The organism is Streptomyces sp. NPDC031379, assembly GCF_055569615.1.
On the sequence record NZ_JBVIIT010000018.1, the window covers coordinates 1 to 18947 of the forward strand.

The following is an 18947-nucleotide window of genomic DNA, read 5'->3' on the forward strand; positions in this document are numbered from 1 at the left end:
GGTGTTTCCGACTCTATCAGATCTTTTCTCGATCCGATTTCCTCGGTGCTTTCCAGGTTCCCGCTCTCGCGGTTTCCTTTCCGGCGGTTCCGACTCTATCAGATCCTTTCGGCGTCCGATTCCCGGTCGGCGGGATTGTCTTGGGCTTTGGGCTTTCGCCCGTCGGCCTTTCGACATTCACTACGTTAGCGGATTCCCTCGGCGACTCATAATCGAGTCCCGCGTAGTCGAATTCGGGTACGCGAGCGCACCAGAATCGACCCCGTTGAGGGGTTGAGCTAGGTAGTGGGTTGGCCGCTCCGGCTGCAGGCGATCGCCGTACCCGGTTCAGCGGCTCGGGATACATTACGCACCTTCGGAGGGCACGTCAACTTCGTCGGCGCCTCGGCACGTGTGCCCGATAGGGGCTCACGGTCGGGTCGTTGGCCACCCAGTAGCGCCAGGGATGCAGCTCGCCGCTGCCGCCCTCGCCGGCGACCCCGGTCCGTGGGCCGCTCCGTACCTGGTCGGAGGGGACAGGGGTGCCGGTCAGCACCCTCAGCGGCGTCTCCCCTGAGGCGCAGGCGTCCGTGCCGTCCAGCGTCCGGTCGACCTCCAGGGCCGTGGCCAGCCGGGCCGGCCCCTTGGCCAGTTCCTTGTCATTGCGGGCCGAGAGTCGACGTTTGCGAGCCGGCTCGGCGCCCTCCACCACCTCCCCGGCACGGAGCAGGACCGCGCTGGCCCTGCCCTCCGGACCACAGACCAGGTTCATGCAGTGCCACATGCCGTAGGTGAAGTAGACGTACACGTGTCCGGGAGGGCCGAACATCACGGCGTTGCGGGCGGTCCGGCCTCGGTACGCGTGTGAGCCGGGATCGTTCGGGCCGTCGTACGCCTCGACCTCCGTGAGGCGGAGCGAGATCGGGCCGTCGGGGGTCGTCCGCACGAGGATGCGCCCGAGGAGGTCGGGGGCGACCTCCAGGACCGGGCGGTCGAAGAACTCTCGGGGCAGTGGCGTACGGTCCGGGGGCGCGATCATGCCGTCCGAGGGTAGTCCAGACGGGTCACCGTGCCGGCGGAACCGGGCGGGGGTGGATCGCGTTTGTACGGGTCGAGGGTCCATTCGTAAAGGGAGAGTCATGGCGTTCAAGAAGCTGCTCGCGAGCCTCGGGGCCGGCGGGGCCTCCGTCGAGACGGTGCTGACCGAGGTCAACGTCGTACCCGGTGGCGTCGTCCAGGGCGAGGTGCGGATCCAGGGCGGGTCCGTGAACCAGAACATCGAGGGTCTGTCCGTGGGCCTGCAGGCCAAGGTCGAGGTGGAGAGCGGCGACCAGGAGTACAAGCAGGACATCGAGTTCACCAAGGTGCGGCTCGGTGGTGCCTTCGAGCTGCAGGCCGGTGCCGTCCACGCGGTGCCGTTCGGTCTGGAGATCCCCTGGGAGACGCCGGTCACGATGATCGACGGGCAGGCGCTGCGCGGGATGCACATCGGTGTGACGACCGAGCTGGAGATCGCCCGGGCCGTCGACTCCGGTGACCTGGACCCGATCAACGTGCACCCGCTGCCGGCGCAGAAGGCGATCCTGGACGCCTTCATCCAGCTGGGCTTCCGCTTCAAGAACGCGGACATGGAGCGCGGCCACATCCGGGGTACGCGGCAGCGGCTGCCGTTCTACCAGGAGATCGAGTTCTTCCCGCCGTCGCAGTACCGCGGCCTGAACCAGGTCGAGCTGAGCTTCGTCGCCGACGAGCACGCCATGGACGTCGTGCTGGAGATGGACAAGAAGCCGGGTCTGTTCAGCGAGGGCTCGGACACCTACCGGTCCTTCCAGGTGGGTCTGAACGACTTCCAGGGGACCGACTGGGCGGCGTACCTCAACCAGTGGCTGTCCGAGGTCGGCAGCAAGCGGAACTGGTTCTAGGCTCGGGAACTGCTGATTCCAGATCATCGATCAGGAGGTACCGAGGTGACCCAGCTCAAGCGGCGGCCGCTCCCCCACGACTTCCATCCGCCCGTGCCGTCGTTCACGGTGACGAGCCAGGACATCGAGGAGGGCGCGACGCTCAGGAGCGACCAGGTCCACGCGGAGGGCAACACCTCGCCGCAGCTGCGGTGGGAGGGTTTCCCGGCGGAGACCAAGAGCTTCGCCGTGACCTGCTATGACCCCGACGCGCCGACCGGCAGCGGGTTCTGGCACTGGGTCCTGTTCGACATCCCGGCCTCGGTGACGGAGCTGCCAGCGGGCGCGGGCGGCGGAAAGTTCGAGGGGCTGCCCGACGGGGCCGTGCACGCGCGCAACGACTACGGGACGAAGGACTTCGGCGGTGCCGCTCCGCCGCCCGGGGACGGTCCGCACCGGTACGTCTTCACGGTGTACGCGGTGGACCAGGAGAAGCTCGGTCCGGACGCGGACGCCTCTCCGGCCGTCGTCGGCTTCAACCTGCGGTTCCACGCGATCGCGCGTGCCCAGCTCATCGGTGAGTACGAGAACCCCGCGAAGGGCTGAGCGCAGCGCACGGATCCAGCCGAGCGTTCATTGAACGTTTGCCCGCCTCTGGTCTTGGAAGTGATCGGAGGCGGGCAGTTTTTTATTGCGTTGTCCATCTCGGCGCGCCCGTCCAGAGTTGATCCAAGCCCGCCGGGGGGTGGGCAGGTGCACACGGGAGGTGGGCTGGATGCGTGACACGCTGGTTCTGAACGCGAGCTTCGAGCCGCTGTCGACGGTGACGCTGAACCGCGCCGTTGTTCTGGTGATGCAGGACAAGGCCGTCGTCGAGCAGGCCCATCCCGAACTGCGTATGCGGGGTGCCGATGTGGACATACCCGCGCCCCGGGTGATCAGGCTGTGCCGCTATGTACGGGTGCCGTTCCGAAGACGAGCGCCGTGGTCGAGGCGGGGGGTACTGGTCCGGGACCGGCACCGGTGCGCGTACTGCGGGCGTAGGGCCACGACCGTGGACCATGTGCTGCCGCGGTCGCAGGGTGGGCAGGACACGTGGCTGAATACGGTTGCCGCGTGTGCGGAGGACAATCACCGGAAGGCGAACCGGACTCCGGAGGAGGCCGGGATGGCTCTGCTGCGGGAGCCGTTCGAGCCGACGCCGGCCGATGCGATGCTCTTGGCTTTGGGGCAGGAGGAGTTCGCCGCGCTTCCTGCGTGGCTCGCTCGGGAAGCGGCCTGAGCGTCTGCCGCGCTCCGTTCGACGGCGGCTGCGGGTCGTCCTTGTCGCTCGCGCAGTTCCCCGCGCCCTGAAGGGCGCGGGGGAACCCGGCGCTCAGGGACGACCCTCAGTCGATGCTCGGCTTCTCGCGGCGGTCCGAGCCGTTGTTCTGCGGTGGGACCGAGCCGCCGCCGTTGCCCGAACCGCCGCCCAGCGGGCCGAAGTTGCCCATCGCGCCGGAGAGGCCTTTGAGGGCGTCGCCGATTTCGCTGGGGACGATCCAGAGCTTGTTGGCGTCGCCTTCGGCGATCTTCGGAAGCATCTGGAGGTACTGGTAGGACAGGAGCTTCTGGTCCGGGTCGCCGGCGTGGATGGCCTCGAAGACCGTGCGGACCGCCTGGGCCTCGCCCTCGGCGCGCAGGGCCGCGGCCTTGGCCTCACCCTCGGCGCGCAGGATCTGGGACTGCTTCTCGCCCTCCGCGGTGAGGATGGCCGCCTGGCGCGTGCCTTCGGCGGTGAGGATCGCGGCGCGCTTGTCACGGTCGGCGCGCATCTGCTTCTCCATCGAGTCCTGGATGGAGGTGGGCGGTTCGATGGCCTTGAGTTCCACGCGGTTGACGCGGATGCCCCACTTGCCGGTGGCCTCGTCCAGGACTCCGCGCAGGGCCGCGTTGATCTCCTCGCGGGAGGTCAGGGTCCGCTCGAGGTCCATGCCGCCGATGATGTTGCGCAGGGTGGTGACGGTGAGCTGCTCGATGGCCTGGATGTAGCTGGCGACCTCGTAGGTGGCGGCTCGGGCGTCGGTCACCTGGTAGTAGATGACGGTGTCGATGTTCACGACCAGGTTGTCCTGGGTGATCACCGGCTGGGGCGGGAACGGTACGACCTGTTCGCGCAGGTCGATGCGGTTGCGGATGGTGTCGATGAACGGCACCACGATGTTCAGGCCCGCGTTCAGTGTCCGCGTGTAGCGGCCGAAGCGCTCGACGATGGCGGCGCTGGCCTGTGGGATGACCTGGATGGTCTTGATCAGGGCGATGAAGACCAACACCACCAGAATGACCAGGACGATGATGACCGGTTCCATCGTGTTCCCCGTACCCCTCTCCGCCTCGGCGCTCTCGGCAGATCTCGTGGTTGTTGAAGATCTTGCTGGTCGAGTCTGACAGACCGTCGCCCAACTCGTGGGCCGGATGCCTCAGATGACGAGCGCGGTGGCCCCTTCGATGTCCACGACGTCCACCTCCTGGCCCACTTCGTAGGCGCGACCGGTGTCGAGGGCGCGGGCGGACCAGACTTCTCCGGCGAGCTTTATACGGCCGCCGGAGCCGTCGACCCGCTCGAGCACGACGGCCTGCTTGCCCTTCAACGCCTCGACGCCGGTGGCGAGTCGGGGGCGCTGGCTGCCGTGGCGGGCCGCGATGGGCCGGACGACGGCGATGAGGGCGACGGAGACGACGACGAACACGAGGCCCTGGATGACGGCGTCGAAGCCGAGGCCGGCGGCGACCGCTGCCGCGACGGCCCCCACCGCGAGCATGCCGAACTCCGGCATCGCGGTGACGACGAGCGGGATTCCGAGCGCCGCCGCGCCGACGAGCCACCACACCCATGCGTCGATGTCGTTCACATGGTCATGGTAGGGCCGCTGTCGGGCGGCGGACAGGGCGCAAGGGGGGAGCGGAGCGGGTCAGGACAGGGGCAGGCCCTGGGCGGTCCAGCGGTCGCCGACCTGCTCGACGACGAGCGGGAGACCGAAGCAGAGGGAGAGGTTGCGGGAGGTCAGTTCCAGTTCGATCGGGCCCGCGGCCAGGACCTTGCCCTGGCGGATCATGAGGACGTGGGTGAAGCCGGGGGCGATCTCCTCGACATGGTGCGTGACCATGATCATCGAGGGGGCGATGGGGTCGCGGGCGAGCCGGCCGAGGCGGCGGACGAGGTCCTCGCGGCCACCGAGGTCGAGGCCGGCGGCGGGCTCGTCGAGGAGGAGCAGCTCGGGGTCGGTCATCAGGGCGCGGGCGATCAGGGTGCGCTTGCGCTCGCCCTCGGAGAGGGTGCCGAACTTCCGGTCGAGGTACTCGCTCATGCCGAGGCGGTCGAGGAAGGCGCGGGCGCGCTGCTCGTCGACGTCCTCGTACTCCTCCTGCCAGCCGGCGGTCATGCCGTAGGCGGCGGTGAGGACCGTCTGCAGGACCGTCTGGCGCTTGGGGAGCTTGTCTGCCAGGGCGATGCCGGCCATGCCGACGCGGGGGCGCAGTTCGAAGACGTCGGTGCCGGGCTTGCCGAGGGTCTCGCCGAGGATGCCGACGGTGCCCTTGCTGGGGTAGAGGTAGCTGGAGGCGACGTTCAGGAGGGTGGTCTTGCCGGCGCCGTTGGGGCCGAGGATGACCCAGCGCTCGCCCTCCTTCACCGACCAGGAGACCTGGTCCACCAGAGCCCGGCCCTCGCGGACCACGGATACGTCCTGAAGCTCCAGAACATCGCTCATGAGCGCGTTGTCTCCCCTTGCAGTGTGGCCGGTCTCGGCTGTCGCGTACGCCTGTGGCTCGGTCCGCCGCGCCGGTGGGCGCAGCCCTTATGAAATCTACGCCACGAGTGCCCCGCTCCATTCCATCGGTCCGGTCCTTAGGGTGGGAGCATGCTCACGGAACCGCGTTCAGGACGCCTCGCCGCTTGGGGAAATGCCCTTTTGGCCGGACTTGTCTCTCCGGATGACGCCGCGCTCGCCATCGTGGGCGAGGACGTCGTGCACCGGGTGGAGGGGCTGCCGGGTGAGCCGGCGCCGGTCGGGCTCACGCTCGCGCTGGGCCGGCTGCGGGCGCTGGGGGTGACCGGTCTGCGTGTCGCGCTGCCGGCGCCCGGCCATCCGCTGGGGCTGAGCGGACCGCCGGAGTTCAACGCGCGAGCGCTGGAGGCCGAGGAGGCGGCGGTCTGCCACGGCGCCGCGTTCGGGCTGGTGCCGGAGGTGTACGAGGCCGGGCCCGCGGGTGATGTGCATGCCGAGGTGGTCTGGCATGTGCTGCCGGTGCGGGAGGCACCGCCGGCCGATGTGCCCTCGCTGGGCGAGGCGGAGCGGGAGCTGGCGGAGGCGCTGCGGGAGGCGACCGAGGTGCTGTCGAAGCTGGATGTCGCCGGGTCCGGTCCGGTGGCGGAGGCGGCGATCGACGCGTACCGGGCGCGGTCCGAGCGGGGGCGGGAGGTGCTGGCGCCGGGGTACCCGCCGCGTGCGGTTCGGGTGTTGGAGCTGGCACAGCGGGTGGGGCTGCTGGTGTCGCTGGCGTACGGCCGCGGGCACGGGGGTGCGGTCAGTTCCGCGGAGATGGCCGCGCGGTCCGAGGCGTTGCGGCCTGTCGAGCGGACGGCGCGACGGGCACAGGTGGCGGCGTACAACGCCATCGTGGAGGAGCGCGAGCGGGGAGTCCGGTGAGCCTCGGGCCTTCGGTCCCGGTGCTGCCGTGGGTGTACCCGGGGGCTGCCGCCCCCGAGCCCCCGCGTCGGCCCTGACCGGGGCTCGCCCTCGGACGCCGGACGGGCTGTTCTCCGCCCGGCCGGCGTCGAGAAGCGGAACTCAGTGGTTCAGGCCGAGGTTGCCGAAGGCCGGGTTCAGCACACCGATGACGTTCACGCTGTTGCCGACCACGTTCACCGGGACGTGCACCGGGGCCTGGACGAGGTTGCCGGAGACGACGCCCGGGGAGCCGTGGGCCTCGCCGCCGGCCCAGGCCCCGTCCGTGGCGGAGGCCATCCCCGCACCGGCGGCCACCAGGCCACCGGCCACCATCGCCACGGCCGCTGCCTTCTTCAGGTTCTTCACTTTCAACCCCTCCTAGGCGTTCACCACGGCGGTTCGCCGCAGCACGCACTGGAGAACGGCGGAGATCGCCGGAGGATGCGCCATCCGGGTGACATTCCCACGACGGTATGAATCTCAGTCCGGAACGGAACCGTCCGGGTTGCCGTGAGTGAATCCCTGCGGAGAGCGTTTCAGCTGGTCACACCGTGGCGTACGGCCCACAGCGCGGCCTGGGTGCGGTCGGCGAGGTCGAGTTTCATCAGGATGTTGGAGACGTGCGTCTTGACGGTCTTCTCGGACAGGACGAGGGCCCGCGCTATCTCCCGGTTGGAGCGGCCGTCCGCGATCAGGCCGAGCACCTCGCGCTCCCGCTCGGTGAGCGAACCTCCTCTGCCCTGTCCGGAGTTGACCTCCTCCTGGGAGAGCAGGGCGCCGGCGACCTCGGGCTGGAGCAGGACGTGCCCGGCGTGCACGGAGCGGATGGCGCCCGCGAGGGCGTCGGGGTCCACGTCCTTGTAGACGTACCCGGCGGCGCCCGCGCGCAGGGCGGGGACGACCGTGCGCTGCTCGGTGAAGCTCGTGACGATGAGCACGCGCGCGGGGTTGCCGAGTTCGCGGAGCTTGCGCAGGGCGTCGATGCCGTCCATGCCCGGCATCTTGACGTCCATGAGGACGACGTCGGGCCGCAGTTCCTCGGCGCGGTCGACCCCCTCGGCGCCGTCGGCGGCCTCGCCGACGACCTCTATGTCGTCCTGCACCTCGAGGAAGGTGCGCAGACCCCGGCGCACGACCTGGTGGTCGTCGACCAGCAGCACCTTGATCGCTTCACCCACCGGGGACCTCCATCTCGATCGTGGTGCCCTTGCCGGGCGCCGATTCCACGGTCAGCCTGCCGCCGACCCCGCTCGCCCGGTCCCGCATGGACACCAGGCCCAGGTGGCGTCCGGCGCGGCGGACCCCCTGCGGGTCGAAGCCGCCGCCGTCGTCGGTGACGCGCAGGACGGCCCCGCAGCCGCGCCGCTCCACTCTCACGTCGACGTGGTCGGCACCCGAGTGGCGCAGGGCGTTGTGCAGTGCCTCCTGGGCGACCCGCAGCACGGCCTCCTCCTGGGCGGCGGGCAGGGCGCGGAAGCCGTTGCTGGTGAAGGTCACGCGCGCGGTGTGGGCGCGGTCGAGGACCTGTGTCTGGGTGCGCAGGGTGGCGATCAGGCCGTCCTCGTCCAGGGCGGCGGGCCGCAACTCCACGACGGCGGCGCGCAGTTCGTCGGCGGCCTCGGCGGCGAGCGCGGCCACCTGGTGGAGTTCGCCCTTGGCGCGGGCCGGGTCGCGGTCGACGAGGGCGGTCGCCGCCTGGGCGGTCAGGCGCAGGGAGAACAGCTTCTGGCTGACCGCGTCGTGCAGTTCGTGGGCGAGCCGGGAGCGTTCCTCGGCGATGGTCAGCTCGCGGCTGCGCTCGTAGAGCCGGGCGTTGGTGAGGGCGATGGCGGCGTGCTGGGCGAGGATGGCGAGCAGTTCCTCGTCCTCCTCCGTGAAGCCGCAGCTGCCCTCCGGCTTGGGGCAGTCCTTGTTCGCCAGGAACAGGGCGCCCAGGACCTCGTCGCCGTCGCGGATGGGCAGGCCCAGGAAGTCGACCAGGTCGGGGTGGGCGGACGGCCAGCCCTCGAAGCGGGGATCCTTGCGCACGTCGGCGAGGCGCTCGGAGCGGGCGTCGCGCAGCATCGCGGCGAGGATGCCGTGCTGGCGGGGCAGCGGGCCGATCGCCTTCCACTGGGCGTCGCTGACGCCGTCCACGACGAACTGGGCGAAGCCGCCGTGGTCGTCGGGAACACCGAGGGCGGCGTACTGCGCGTGGAGCAGCTCGCGGGCGGAGGCGACGATCGTCTTGAGGACGTCACGCACCTCCAGATGCCTGCTCATGGCCAGCAACGCGGAACTGACCGCGGCGAGGCCGGACCGGGGGCCTTGACTCATGTCCTCACGGTACCGGCGGGGTCCGACACCGCGGATCGGACCTGTGGCGGCGGGCCCTGGGCCGCTGGGCCTAGGACGGGTGATGTAGGTCCCCCGGCCCCGGGCGGGCGGGGTAGGTCCCCCGGCCCGGGGCGCACGACGTACGCCGAAGGGACCCTCCGCTTTGCGGCCCGCGTCCGAGGCGGCCGGGGCGGTGCCGTTCCTACGTTGTGGTCACCGCCGTCCGCCGGGGCGGTGAGCGACGAGGGGACGGTAGTCATGCCGGTAGCGATCATCACGGGGGCCTCGAAGGGGCTGGGTCGGGCGCTCGCGGAGGCACTGGCGGCGCGCGGCTGGGATCTGGTGCTCGACGCCCGGGGCGCCGATGCCCTCGAGGAGGCCGCGAAGGGCGTCGCCGGGCACGGTGGGCGGGTGCGGGCGCTGCCCGGGGACGTCACGGACGCGGGTCACCGGGCGGAGCTGGTGGGGGCGGCGCGCGGGCTCGGCGGACTGGACCTGGTGGTGAACAACGCGGGGATCCTGGGCGCCGAGCCGCTGGTTCCGCTGGGCGGCCAGCCGCTGGACGGTTTCCGGGCCGCGCTGGAGACCAATGTGGTGGCTCCGCTCGGGCTGCTCCAGGAGGCGCTGCCGCTGCTGCGCGAAGCTTCGGCGGGTGCGGTGATCAACGTGAGTTCGGACGCGGCGGTGGAGGCGTACCGGACGTGGGGCGCGTACGGCGCGACGAAGGCGGCCGTGGACCAGCTCTCCGCCGTGCTGTCGGTGGAGGAGCCGGGGCTGCGGGTCTGGTGGGTCGACCCGGGCGGCATACGGACGGACATGCTGGCGGCCGCCGAGCCGGACGAGGATCTCTCGGAGACGCCGGCGCCCGAGGAGATCGCTCCGGCCTTCCTGCGGCTGCTGGACCGGCGGCCGGCGAGCAGCCGGTACACCGCGGCGGCCCTGCTGGAGGCGCTGTGACGGTCGTGGCGCCGGTCCCCGGGGAGCTGTCCGCGCGGGTGCCGGTCGAGCAGCGGGGGCCGGGGCTGGACCGGGACGCCGTACGGCTGCTGGTGTCGCGCGGTACGGAGGTGACGCATCACGCCTCGTTCCGGGAGCTGCCGCGGCTGCTGCGCGCCGGGGACCTGCTGGTGGTGAACACCTCGCCGACGCTGGCCGCCGCGGTGGACGGGCGGAGCGGGCAGGCGCGTGTGGTGGTGCACTTCTCCACGCGCGGGGACGACGGGCGGTGGGTGGTCGAGCTGCGGGAACCGGACGGGCGGGGTACTACACGCGCGCGTGCGGGTGGGCACGCGGGGACAGAGGTGGGGTTGCCGGGTGGGGGCCGGCTGGTACTGGAGGAGCCGCTCAGCGCGCTCGGGGAGCGGCTGTGGTGGGCGCGGTCCGCCGGGACGGACGTGGGGCGGGTGCTGCGGGAGCACGGGCGGCCCATTCGCTACTCCTACACGGAGCGGGACCAGCCGCTGTCGGCGTACCAGACGGTGTTCGCGCTCCCTTCTCCGGACGGGGCCGGGAGCGCGGAGATGCCGAGTGCGGCGCGGCCCTTCACCGCGCGGCTGGTGGCGGAGCTGGTGAGCCGGGGGGTGCGGTTCGCACCGATCACGCTGCACACGGGGGTGGCGTCGGCGGAGGCGCACGAGCCGCCGTACCCGGAGCGGTTCGTGGTGCCGGAGGCGTCGGCGCGGTCGATCAACGCGGTGCGGTCCGATCGGGAAGGGCGCGAGGCGCTGCGCCGGAAGGGCGGGGGCGGGAGCCGGGCGGGCGGCCGTGTGATCGCCGTGGGGACGACGGCCGTGCGGGCCGTGGAGTCGGCGGCGGGGCCGGACGGGGTGGTGCGGGCGGCGGAGGGGTGGACCGATCTGGTGGTCACGCCCGAGCGCGGGGTGCGGGTGGTGGACGGGCTGCTGACCGGGCTGCACGAGCCGGAGGCCTCGCATCTGCTGATGCTGGAGGCGGTCGCGGGGCGGGCCGCGGTCGGCCGTGCCTACGAGGAGGCGCTGCGCGGGCTCTATCTGTGGCACGAGTTCGGCGACCTCCATCTCATCCTGCCGGAGGAGAGCCCTTACGCAGAGGATTGCGGCGGCAACTCCTCGTGAGACCGCTGTGCGTCCGGTGTGAGCCCGCGCATAGGGCGCACATCACGTACGAAAGGGCATAGGAGATAAAGCGCCCCAGATGAACGGGACAGACGGCCCTGTCTGTCCCGTTTTGCCCATCCCTGATCCACTATCGGGCATCGTACGTCACACCTTTGCCTGGGGATTTTGCGCCAGCTAAGAATTGCTTCCGTCGCTCAGCGCCGTGGGTTTCCGGCCCGCGGCGTTCGTGCGGGAGGAGCCGATTCCCCCGGCGGACGCAGGAGCGACCTCCGCGCTACACGAAGAGGTCCATCAGCCATGCCCAAGAACATCCTCAACCGAGCTCATAGTCGCCTGACCAAGCAGCACAAGATCGCCGTCGCCGGTGTCGCCGCCCTCGGCACCGCCGCCCTCGCCCTCTCGGCCGCCCCCAGCAACGCCGAGACCGTCACCACCGGCGCCCCGGCCACGACCGCCCAGGTCGCCGTCGGCACCACCCTGCAGAACGTGAAGGGCACGGTCACCGACCAGCTCGCCACCGAGACGGTCAAGCTCGACACCTTCGCGGCGCAGAAGAAGGCCGCGGACGCGGCCGTCGCCAAGAAGGCCGCCGAAGCCGCCGCGCAGAAGGCCGCCGTAGCCGCCGCGCAGAAGAAGGCCGCCGAGGCCGCCGCCGCCAAGAAGGCCGCGCAGGAGCGCGCCGCCGACGCCGCCGCGAGCCGTTCCACGCAGCGCGTCGCGATGCAGCCGGTCGCCGCGAAGACGTACGCGAACAACCTGGACGGCTGGATCCGCGAGGCCCTGGACATCATGAAGTCCAAGGGCATCCCGGGCAGCTACCACGGCCTGCACAAGAACATCATGCGTGAGTCCTCCGGCAACCCCCAGGCCATCAACAACTGGGACATCAACGCGATCAACGGCATCCCGTCGAAGGGCCTGCTGCAGGTCATCCCGCCGACCTTCAACGCGTACCACGTCGCCGGCACCTCGTGGAACATCTACGACCCGGTCGCCAACATCACCGCCGCCGCCAACTACGCGGCCGACAAGTACGGCTCGATCGACAACGTCAACAGCGCGTACTGAGGTCGGCGCGGACCTCTGACGTAACGCGGAAGGGCGGCACCCCCCGAGGGGTGCCGCCCTTCGCGTCGTACGGGCGCGGTTACTTCCGCATGACCTCCGGCTCGTGGCGGCGCAGGAAGCGGGCCACGAGGAAGCCGCAGGCCACACCGAGCGCGATCAGCGCGACCATGTCCAGGCCCCAGGCCGAGGCGGCGTGGTCCCACAGCGGGTCGGTGCTGGTCGGGTCGTCGGTGTTCGGGGCGATGTTGTTGAAGTCCAGCGTGGTGCCGGCCGCGGCCACCGCCCAGCGGGACGGCATCAGGTACGAGAACTCGTTCACGCCGAGCGTGCCGTGCAGGGTGAAGAGGCAGCCGGTGAACACGACCTGGATGATCGCGAACATCACCAGCAGCGGCATGGTCTTCTCTGCGGTCTTCACCAGCGAGGAGATCACCAGACCGAACATCATCGAGGTGAAGCCCAGCGCCATGATCGGCAGGCACAGCTCGAACAGGGTGGAGCTGCCCAGCACGAGCCCCTCGCCGGGGATCTCTCGGCTGGAGAAGCCGATCAGGCCGACCATCAGGCCCTGCAGCACCGTGACGGCGCCGAGCACGACCACCTTGGACATCAGGTACGCCGAGCGGGACAGGCCGGTCGCGCGCTCGCGCTCGTAGATGACCCGTTCCTTGATCAGCTCACGGACGGAGTTCGCGGCACCAGCGAAGCACGCGCCGACGGCCAGGATCAGCAGGACGGTGGTGGCGGTGCCGTTCGGGACGGGCACGCCGGTCTTGGGATTGACCGGGTTCACCAGCAGGCCCTTGTCCGAGTCGATCAGCAGGCTGACCGCGCCGAGCACCGCGGGCAGGATCACCGTCAGCGCCAGGAAGCCCTTGTCCGAGGCGATGACCGCCACGTAGCGCCGGATCAGGGTCAGCAGCTGCGAGCCCCAGCCCTGCGGCTTGGGCGGCCTGATGGCCTGCGGCGGAGGCATGTGTACGGACTGCGGGGCGACGGCGTCGATGTCCGCGGCGTACATCTGGTAGTGCTGCGAGCCCTTCCAGCGGCCGGCCCAGTCGTAGTCCCGGTAGTTCTCGAAGGCGGAGAAGACGTCGGCCCAGCTGTCGTAGCCGAAGAAGTTCAGCGCCTCCTCCGGCGGGCCGAAGTAGGCCACCGCACCGCCCGGCGCCATCACCAGCAGCTTGTCGCACAGTGCCAGCTCGGCCACCGAGTGGGTGACCACGAGGACCGTACGGCCGTCGTCGGCGAGGCCGCGCAGCAGCTGCATGACGTCGCGGTCCATGCCCGGGTCGAGACCGGAGGTCGGCTCGTCCAGGAAGATCAGCGACGGCTTGGTGAGCAGCTCCAGGGCCACCGAGACACGCTTGCGCTGACCGCCGGACAGGGACGTGACCTTCTTGTCCTTGTGGATGTCCAGCTTCAGCTCGCGCAGCACCTCGTCGATGCGGGCGTCGCGCTCCTGCGCCGTGGTGTCGGCCGGGAAGCGCAGCTTGGCCGCGTACTTCAGGGCCTTCTTGACGGTCAGCTCCTTGTGCAGGATGTCGTCCTGCGGGACCAGACCGATGCGCTGGCGCAGCTCGGCGAACTGCTTGTACAGGTTCCGGTTGTCGTAGAGGACCTCGCCCTGGTTGGCGGGCCGGTAGCCGGTGAGCGCCTTGAGCAGGGTCGACTTGCCGGAGCCGGACGGGCCGATGACCGCGATCAGCGACTTCTCCGGGACGCCGAAGGAGACGTCCTTCAGGATCTGCTTGCCGCCGTCGACCGTGACGGTCAGGTGGCGCGCGGAGAAGGAGACCTCACCGGTGTCGACGAACTCCTCGAGGCGGTCGCCGACGATCCGGAAGGTGGAGTGGCCGACGCCGACGATGTCGCTCGGGCCGAGCAGCTGCGAGCCGCCCTTGGCTATCGGCTGACCGTTGACGTAGGTGCCGTTGTGCGAGCCGAGGTCGCGGATCTCGAAGCGGCCGTCGGGCGTGGCGTGGAACTCGGCGTGGTGCCGGGAGACCTGCAGGTCGGAGACGACCAGCTCGTTCTCCAGGGAACGGCCGATACGCATCACGCGGCCGAGCGAGAACTGGTGGAACGTGGTCGGGCTGCGGTCACCGTAGACCGGCGGCGCCCCCGCGCCACCACCGGGCGTCTTCTGCACGAACTGATCGGCGGGACCGGCCTGCTGCTGCGGGAACGCGGGCGCCTGCTGCGGCTGCTCCCAGCCGGGCTGCGGCGCCTGCTGGTGCGCGGGTGCCTGGTGCGGCACCGCCTGCTGCGGCGCGGCCTGCTGCTGGGCCCAGCCGGGCGCGCCGGCGCCCTGGGCAGCCGCGTACGGCGCCGCCGCCTGCGGCTGCCCGCCCGGGCCGCCGACCGGGGCCGCGGTCGCGGACAGGTTCAGCCGCGGTCCGTCGGTCGCGTTGCCGAGGTGCAGCGACGAGCCGGGGCCGATCTCCACCTGCTGGATCCGCCGGCCCTGCACGAACGTGCCGTTGGTGCTGCCGTGGTCGTCGATGACCCAACTGCGGCCGTTGAAGCTGACCGTGGCATGCCGCCAGGAGACCCTGGCGTCATCGAAGACGATGTCACCCTGCGGATCGCGGCCCAGGGTGTAAGGCCTGGACGGATCGAGCGTCCAGGTCCGTCCATTTGTTTCCAGTACGAGTTCCGGCACTCCATGCCCCACTGAGTTGTCCCCCGAGTTACCCCCATCACAGGGAGTCTAGGGATGTCGAACATCGTGGGGAACTATTTCAGGCTCGGCCCTCTGACCGAAACCCGGGCCTTGCCAAGGGCGCCGTCGCACGCTTCAACTCGCCCCGTTGACGGGGTTGAAACCGGGCCGGAGAGTGGTAATCCCCCGCGAGGGGGGACAAGCGCGGCTGCGGTGCCGCGGATCGGGGGGGTCTGCCATGAGCGCTGCCACGGACGTCGGGACCGCACACCACGGAACGAGGTTGCCCTGGACGGACATCGTGGTGTCCGCGATCGCCGCGGTGAGCTGGGCGTTGATCGGGATGGCCGGCACCGCCGCGCTCGGTCTGCACCTGCTGCGGGCCGACGCCTCGGCCTCACTGGGCCCCATGACGGCGGCCGTTGTGGCGCTCGGGGCCGGCGGTTCGGTCGCACCGTCGGGCGATGTGTCCGCCTTCGGACTGAAAGGCGCCGAGGCCCACACCAGCATCGAGATCACGCCACTCGGGGTGAGCCTGGTCGGTGCGCTGCTGTTGTCGTGGTTCTTCCTACGGTCCCTGCGTGCGGCCGGAGTTGTGATCGCGCCCGCCGAACTCCTGGCGCGCGCGGGCACGGTGGTCGTCCTCTTCGTGGCGATGCTGGGCCTGCTGGCGTGGGCGGGGCACGACGTCGTCACCATCGACGGCGGCTCGCTCGGCCTGGACCGGCTGCCCGGCGGGGGCGGCGAGGGTGACGGCGGGCTGGACATCCCCGGCCTCGGGGACGTGGGCGGACTGCTGCCGGACCGGATCGGCGACCTGATCGACGCCAGGGCGGCGGTCGGTTTCACCGTGGACACCTCGGCCACGCTCCTCGGCGGACTCGGCTGGTGCGCGGGCGTCCTGGTGATCGCGCTGCTCGCGGCGCGCCGCGCTCCCCTGCCGCCCGGCTGGGCCGCCGTCCACCGCGTCGTCCGGCCGGCCGCGTCCGCGCTCGTCTCCGTTCTGCTGCTGGCCGTGCTGGCCGGGCTCGCGGCGGCGGCGTACGCGGCCACGGGCGACGACCATCCGAAGCGGATCGCCGGCGCGGCCCTGCTCGGCGCGCCCAACGGGGTCTGGCTCGGCCTTCCGCTCGGTCTGTTCGTCCCGTGGGACGGCCGGGCCACCGGCGTCCTCGGCACGCTGCTGCCCCATCCACTGGACCGGCTCCTCAGCGCGCCCTCCGACCGACCCGTGACGCTGGGCCGGCTGGCCGAGCTGGACGGGCGGGTGTGGCTGCTGACGGTGGCGGCCGCGCTGGCGATGCTGCTGGCAGGGGTGCTGACGGCAGTACGGACGCCGGTGGCACGAGCCTCGGAGCCGGGCCGGCTCCCCGTGGTGCGGCCTGCCGACGGCGCCCTGGGCCTGGCCGGGCGGTGCGCACTGCGGCTCGGGATCACCACCGCGCTCGCCCTGCCCCTGCTCGCCTGGCTGACGGACGTGTCCGTGAACGCCTCCCTGTCCGTCCTCGGCTTCGACGCCTTCGGCGCGGGCGTCGACCTGCACGGTCACCTGGTCATGGCCCTGCTCCTGGGGGCGGTCTGGGGTGCGGCGGCGGGAGCCGCGGGAGCACTGGCGGCCCGGGCGACCGGGGTGGCGGGGACCCGGGCGGCGCGGGCCGCCCGAGACGCGGCCCACAGCAGCCCGGATCCAGGGACCGGCTGGGCGGACGGCCCCGGGTACGGCGCGCGGGACGAGGGCGGGTACGGCGCGCGGGACGAGGGCGGCGCGGCGTCCGGGAGCGGTGATGCGGGCACCGGGTACGGCGACGGAAGCTCCGGGTACGGCGACGGCGGGCACGGTCGGAGCGTCGGGGGCCCCGGTCCCGGCGGCGGAGCCGGGCCGTACGCGCCGGGTCGGCCCTACCGGCCGCCGAACCCCGACACCAATCCCTATCTCCAGGTGCCGGAGCGGCCGCGGGACGCGCCGCCGCCGGCCGCCGGGGACGACGTGTACGGTGCCCCGACCATCGCCCGGCCACTCGACCCGGCTCCCCCGCAACCGCGCAACCGCCCCGCCCCGCCCTCGGGTGACCACCCGCCGCGGCCGCACGGCTCCGAGTGGCCGCCGCCCCCTCCACCGCCTCCACCGCCGCGGCCGGGAAAGCCGGGGCAAGGCGGGTGAAGCCGGCGCGGGCCCGGGGGCGGGGCGAGGGGGGCGGTCTCCTGCGCCTGCTCTCCTCGGCGTCCCGTGGGACAGTCGTGGTGGAGCCGGGTGTGCGCGTGGGTGGGCGCGCCGCCTCCCGGCGGCAAGATTCCCGACACCCGCCCGCCATCCATTGTTCCGTGTCCGTCAGGCGGACCTCGGCGGCGCGAGGCACTGGGTGCCGGATACGGTGGTGACACCATGAGCGCTTCGCAGACCTCCGCTTCGCAGACCCCCGAGGTCCCCACTCTCCTCGTCAAGATCTTCGGCAAGGACAGGCCGGGCATCACGGCGGGCCTCTTCGACACCCTGGCCGCCTACCTCGTCGACGTGGTCGACATCGAGCAGGTCGTCACCCGGGGCCGCCTGGTGCTGTGCGTGCTGGTCACCCAGCCGCCGGCCGGTCTCGAGGGCGACCTGCGGTCCACCGTGCACAGCTGGGCCGAGTCGGTGAAGATGCAGGCGGAGATCATCTCCGGGCACGGCGACAACCGGCCGCGCGGCCTCGGCCGGTCCCTGGTGACCGTTCTCGGTCATCCGCTCACCGCCGAGTCGACGGCTGCCATCGCCGCGCGCATCGCGAAGGCCGGCGGCAATATCGACCGTATCTTCCGGCTCGCGAAGTACCCGGTGACCGCGGTGGAGTTCGCCGTCTCCGGCGTGGAGACCGAGCCGCTGCGCACGGCCCTGGCCTCGGACGCGGCGGCACTGGGTGTCGACATCGCGGTCGTCTCGGCCGGCCTGCACCGGCGCGCCCAGCGGCTGGTGGTCATGGACGTGGACTCCACGCTCATCCAGGACGAGGTCATCGAGCTGTTCGCCGCGCACGCCGGCTGCGAGGACGAGGTCGCCGAGGTGACGGCGGCGGCGATGCGCGGGGAGCTGGACTTCGAGCAGTCGCTGCACGCCCGCGTGGCCCTGCTGAAGGGGCTGGACGCCTCGGTGGTGGAGAAGGTCCGCAGCGAGGTCCGGCTGACCCCCGGCGCTCGCACCCTGATCCGCACCCTGAAGCGGCTCGGCTACCAGGTGGGGGTCGTCTCCGGCGGCTTCACCCAGGTCACGGACGACCTGAAGGAGCGCCTGGGGCTCGACTTCGCCCAGGCCAACACGCTGGAGATCGTCGACGGCAAGCTGACCGGCCGGGTCACCGGGGAGATCGTGGACCGCGCGGGCAAGGCGCGGCTGCTGCGCCGGTTCGCCGCGGAGGCCGGGGTACCGCTGTCGCAGACGGTGGCCATCGGCGACGGTGCCAACGACCTGGACATGCTGAACGCGGCCGGTCTGGGCGTCGCCTTCAACGCCAAGCCGGTGGTCCGCGAGGCGGCCCACACGGCGGTGAACTTCCCCTTCCTCGACACGGTCCTGTACCTCCTCGGCGTCACCCGCGAAGAGGTCGAGGCGGCCGACACGCACGACGAGGGCTGAGCCGCTGCGGACGCCGCGCACGGCGAGGGCCCGGCACCGCGGCGGTGGCGGGCCCCGCTGCCGTGGGTGCCGTCACTCGGAGGGCGCCCAGTAGTCCGTGAGTGTGGCCACGCCCGGTTCCAGGCCCTTCCAGGGACCTTCGAAGGACAGCAGGGCGAACCCGGCGGCGGGGAAGCCGCGGCGGTCCATCCGCTCACGGGCGTCGCCCTCGGACTGGCCGGCCAGGATGTCGGCCAGGCCGTGCACGCCCGGGTTGTGGCCGATCAGGATCACGTTCCGCACGTCGTCCGGGGTCTCGTTGAGCACGGCGATCAGCTCGCCGGGCGAGGCATCGTAGATCCGCTCCTCGTAGAGGGTTTTCGGCCGGTGCGCCAGTTCATGGACGGCGAGCTTCCAGGTCTCGCGGGTCCGGACGGCGGTGGAGCACAGGGCCTGGTCGAAGGGGATGCCGGTGTCGGCCAGCTTGCGTCCGGCGACTGCGGCGTCCTTGCGACCCCGCTCGGCGAGCGGGCGCTCATGGTCGGACACCTGGGGCCAGTCGGCTTTCGCATGCCGGAAGAGGACGATCCTGCGGGGTTCTGCGGCGCTCATGGGACCCAGCTTCGC

General features: G+C 71.5%; 18 protein-coding genes. 9 read left to right on the forward strand and 9 right to left on the reverse strand.

The window, feature by feature from the left end; translation table 11 throughout:
• Positions 1-367: 367 nt before the first annotated feature.
• Positions 368-1018 (reverse strand): DNA-3-methyladenine glycosylase, encoded by a 651-nt coding sequence (locus ACZ5CW_RS24710; protein WP_468604834.1) that lies wholly within the window; start codon positions 1016-1018, stop codon positions 368-370.
• Between the two features lie 100 nt (positions 1019-1118).
• On the opposite strand from ACZ5CW_RS24710, the gene ACZ5CW_RS24715 reads away from it, so the two are divergent.
• The 3 genes from ACZ5CW_RS24715 to ACZ5CW_RS24725 all read left to right on the forward strand — a co-directional run bounded on the left by ACZ5CW_RS24715 (position 1119) and on the right by ACZ5CW_RS24725 (position 3162).
• The gene (locus ACZ5CW_RS24715) at positions 1119-1901 is read left to right on the forward strand and encodes a sporulation protein (protein WP_468604836.1); all 783 of its coding nucleotides are present in this window, start codon (positions 1119-1121) and stop codon (positions 1899-1901) included.
• 45 nt (positions 1902-1946) lie between these two features.
• The gene (locus ACZ5CW_RS24720) at positions 1947-2486 is read left to right on the forward strand and encodes a YbhB/YbcL family Raf kinase inhibitor-like protein (RefSeq protein WP_468604838.1); all 540 of its coding nucleotides are present in this window, start codon (positions 1947-1949) and stop codon (positions 2484-2486) included.
• Positions 2487-2655: 169 nt separating this feature from the next.
• Positions 2656-3162 (forward strand): HNH endonuclease, encoded by a 507-nt coding sequence (locus tag ACZ5CW_RS24725; RefSeq protein WP_468604839.1) that lies wholly within the window; start codon positions 2656-2658, stop codon positions 3160-3162.
• A gap of 106 nt (positions 3163-3268) precedes the next feature.
• Here the strand turns inward: ACZ5CW_RS24725 and ACZ5CW_RS24730 are convergent, their stop codons facing one another.
• The 3 genes from ACZ5CW_RS24730 to ACZ5CW_RS24740 all read right to left on the reverse strand — a co-directional run bounded on the left by ACZ5CW_RS24730 (position 3269) and on the right by ACZ5CW_RS24740 (position 5629).
• Entirely contained in the window at positions 3269-4228 is a 960-nt protein-coding gene (locus tag ACZ5CW_RS24730) for an SPFH domain-containing protein (protein ID WP_468604841.1), read from the reverse strand.
• A gap of 111 nt (positions 4229-4339) precedes the next feature.
• Positions 4340-4771, reverse strand: coding sequence for an NfeD family protein (locus tag ACZ5CW_RS24735; RefSeq protein ID WP_468604843.1), 432 nt, complete (start codon positions 4769-4771; stop codon positions 4340-4342).
• A 60-nt stretch (positions 4772-4831) separates the two neighbouring features.
• Positions 4832-5629, reverse strand: coding sequence for an ABC transporter ATP-binding protein (locus tag ACZ5CW_RS24740; RefSeq protein WP_468604845.1), 798 nt, complete (start codon positions 5627-5629; stop codon positions 4832-4834).
• 150 nt (positions 5630-5779) lie between these two features.
• Between ACZ5CW_RS24740 and ACZ5CW_RS24745 the strand changes: the two genes are divergently transcribed.
• Complete coding sequence (locus tag ACZ5CW_RS24745) at positions 5780-6568, forward strand: hypothetical protein (RefSeq protein ID WP_468604847.1); 789 nt, start codon at positions 5780-5782, stop codon at positions 6566-6568.
• 141 nt (positions 6569-6709) lie between these two features.
• Here the strand turns inward: ACZ5CW_RS24745 and chpE are convergent, their stop codons facing one another.
• The 3 genes from chpE to ACZ5CW_RS24760 all read right to left on the reverse strand — a co-directional run bounded on the left by chpE (position 6710) and on the right by ACZ5CW_RS24760 (position 8905).
• On the reverse strand, positions 6710-6955 hold the full coding sequence (gene chpE, locus ACZ5CW_RS24750; RefSeq protein ID WP_468604849.1) for a chaplin ChpE: 246 nt from the start codon (positions 6953-6955) through the stop codon (positions 6710-6712).
• Positions 6956-7125: 170 nt separating this feature from the next.
• Entirely contained in the window at positions 7126-7767 is a 642-nt protein-coding gene (locus ACZ5CW_RS24755; protein ID WP_468604851.1) for a response regulator, read from the reverse strand.
• Positions 7760-8905 carry a GAF domain-containing sensor histidine kinase gene (locus ACZ5CW_RS24760; protein WP_468604853.1) on the reverse strand — a complete coding sequence of 382 codons (1146 nt, stop codon included), beginning with the start codon at positions 8903-8905 and terminating at the stop codon, positions 7760-7762. The genes ACZ5CW_RS24755 and ACZ5CW_RS24760 overlap by 8 nt, the downstream gene beginning before the upstream one ends.
• 258 nt (positions 8906-9163) lie before the next feature.
• On the opposite strand from ACZ5CW_RS24760, the gene ACZ5CW_RS24765 reads away from it, so the two are divergent.
• From ACZ5CW_RS24765 to ACZ5CW_RS24775, 3 genes are all read left to right on the forward strand, one after another.
• Positions 9164-9862, forward strand: a complete 699-nt coding sequence (locus ACZ5CW_RS24765) for an SDR family NAD(P)-dependent oxidoreductase (RefSeq protein ID WP_468604855.1) — start codon at positions 9164-9166, stop codon at positions 9860-9862.
• The gene (locus ACZ5CW_RS24770; protein ID WP_468604857.1) at positions 9859-10998 is read left to right on the forward strand and encodes an S-adenosylmethionine:tRNA ribosyltransferase-isomerase; all 1140 of its coding nucleotides are present in this window, start codon (positions 9859-9861) and stop codon (positions 10996-10998) included. The genes ACZ5CW_RS24765 and ACZ5CW_RS24770 overlap by 4 nt, the downstream gene beginning before the upstream one ends.
• A 300-nt stretch (positions 10999-11298) precedes the next feature.
• Complete coding sequence (locus ACZ5CW_RS24775) at positions 11299-12069, forward strand: transglycosylase SLT domain-containing protein (RefSeq protein WP_468604859.1); 771 nt, start codon at positions 11299-11301, stop codon at positions 12067-12069.
• Between the two features lie 79 nt (positions 12070-12148).
• On the opposite strand, the gene ACZ5CW_RS24780 is transcribed toward ACZ5CW_RS24775, so the two are convergent.
• Positions 12149-14734: an ABC transporter ATP-binding protein/permease gene (locus tag ACZ5CW_RS24780; protein WP_468604861.1), complete on the reverse strand. Its 2586-nt coding sequence runs from the start codon at positions 14732-14734 to the stop codon at positions 12149-12151.
• A 238-nt stretch (positions 14735-14972) separates the two neighbouring features.
• On the opposite strand from ACZ5CW_RS24780, the gene ACZ5CW_RS24785 reads away from it, so the two are divergent.
• The gene (locus tag ACZ5CW_RS24785) at positions 14973-16895 is read left to right on the forward strand and encodes a streptophobe family protein (RefSeq protein WP_468604864.1); all 1923 of its coding nucleotides are present in this window, start codon (positions 14973-14975) and stop codon (positions 16893-16895) included.
• A gap of 222 nt (positions 16896-17117) precedes the next feature.
• Entirely contained in the window at positions 17118-18341 is a 1224-nt protein-coding gene (gene serB / locus ACZ5CW_RS24790) for a phosphoserine phosphatase SerB (protein ID WP_468604866.1), read from the forward strand.
• A 72-nt stretch (positions 18342-18413) separates the two neighbouring features.
• On the opposite strand, the gene ACZ5CW_RS24795 is transcribed toward serB, so the two are convergent.
• Entirely contained in the window at positions 18414-18932 is a 519-nt protein-coding gene (locus tag ACZ5CW_RS24795) for a SixA phosphatase family protein (protein ID WP_468604868.1), read from the reverse strand.
• Positions 18933-18947 lie beyond the last annotated feature (15 nt).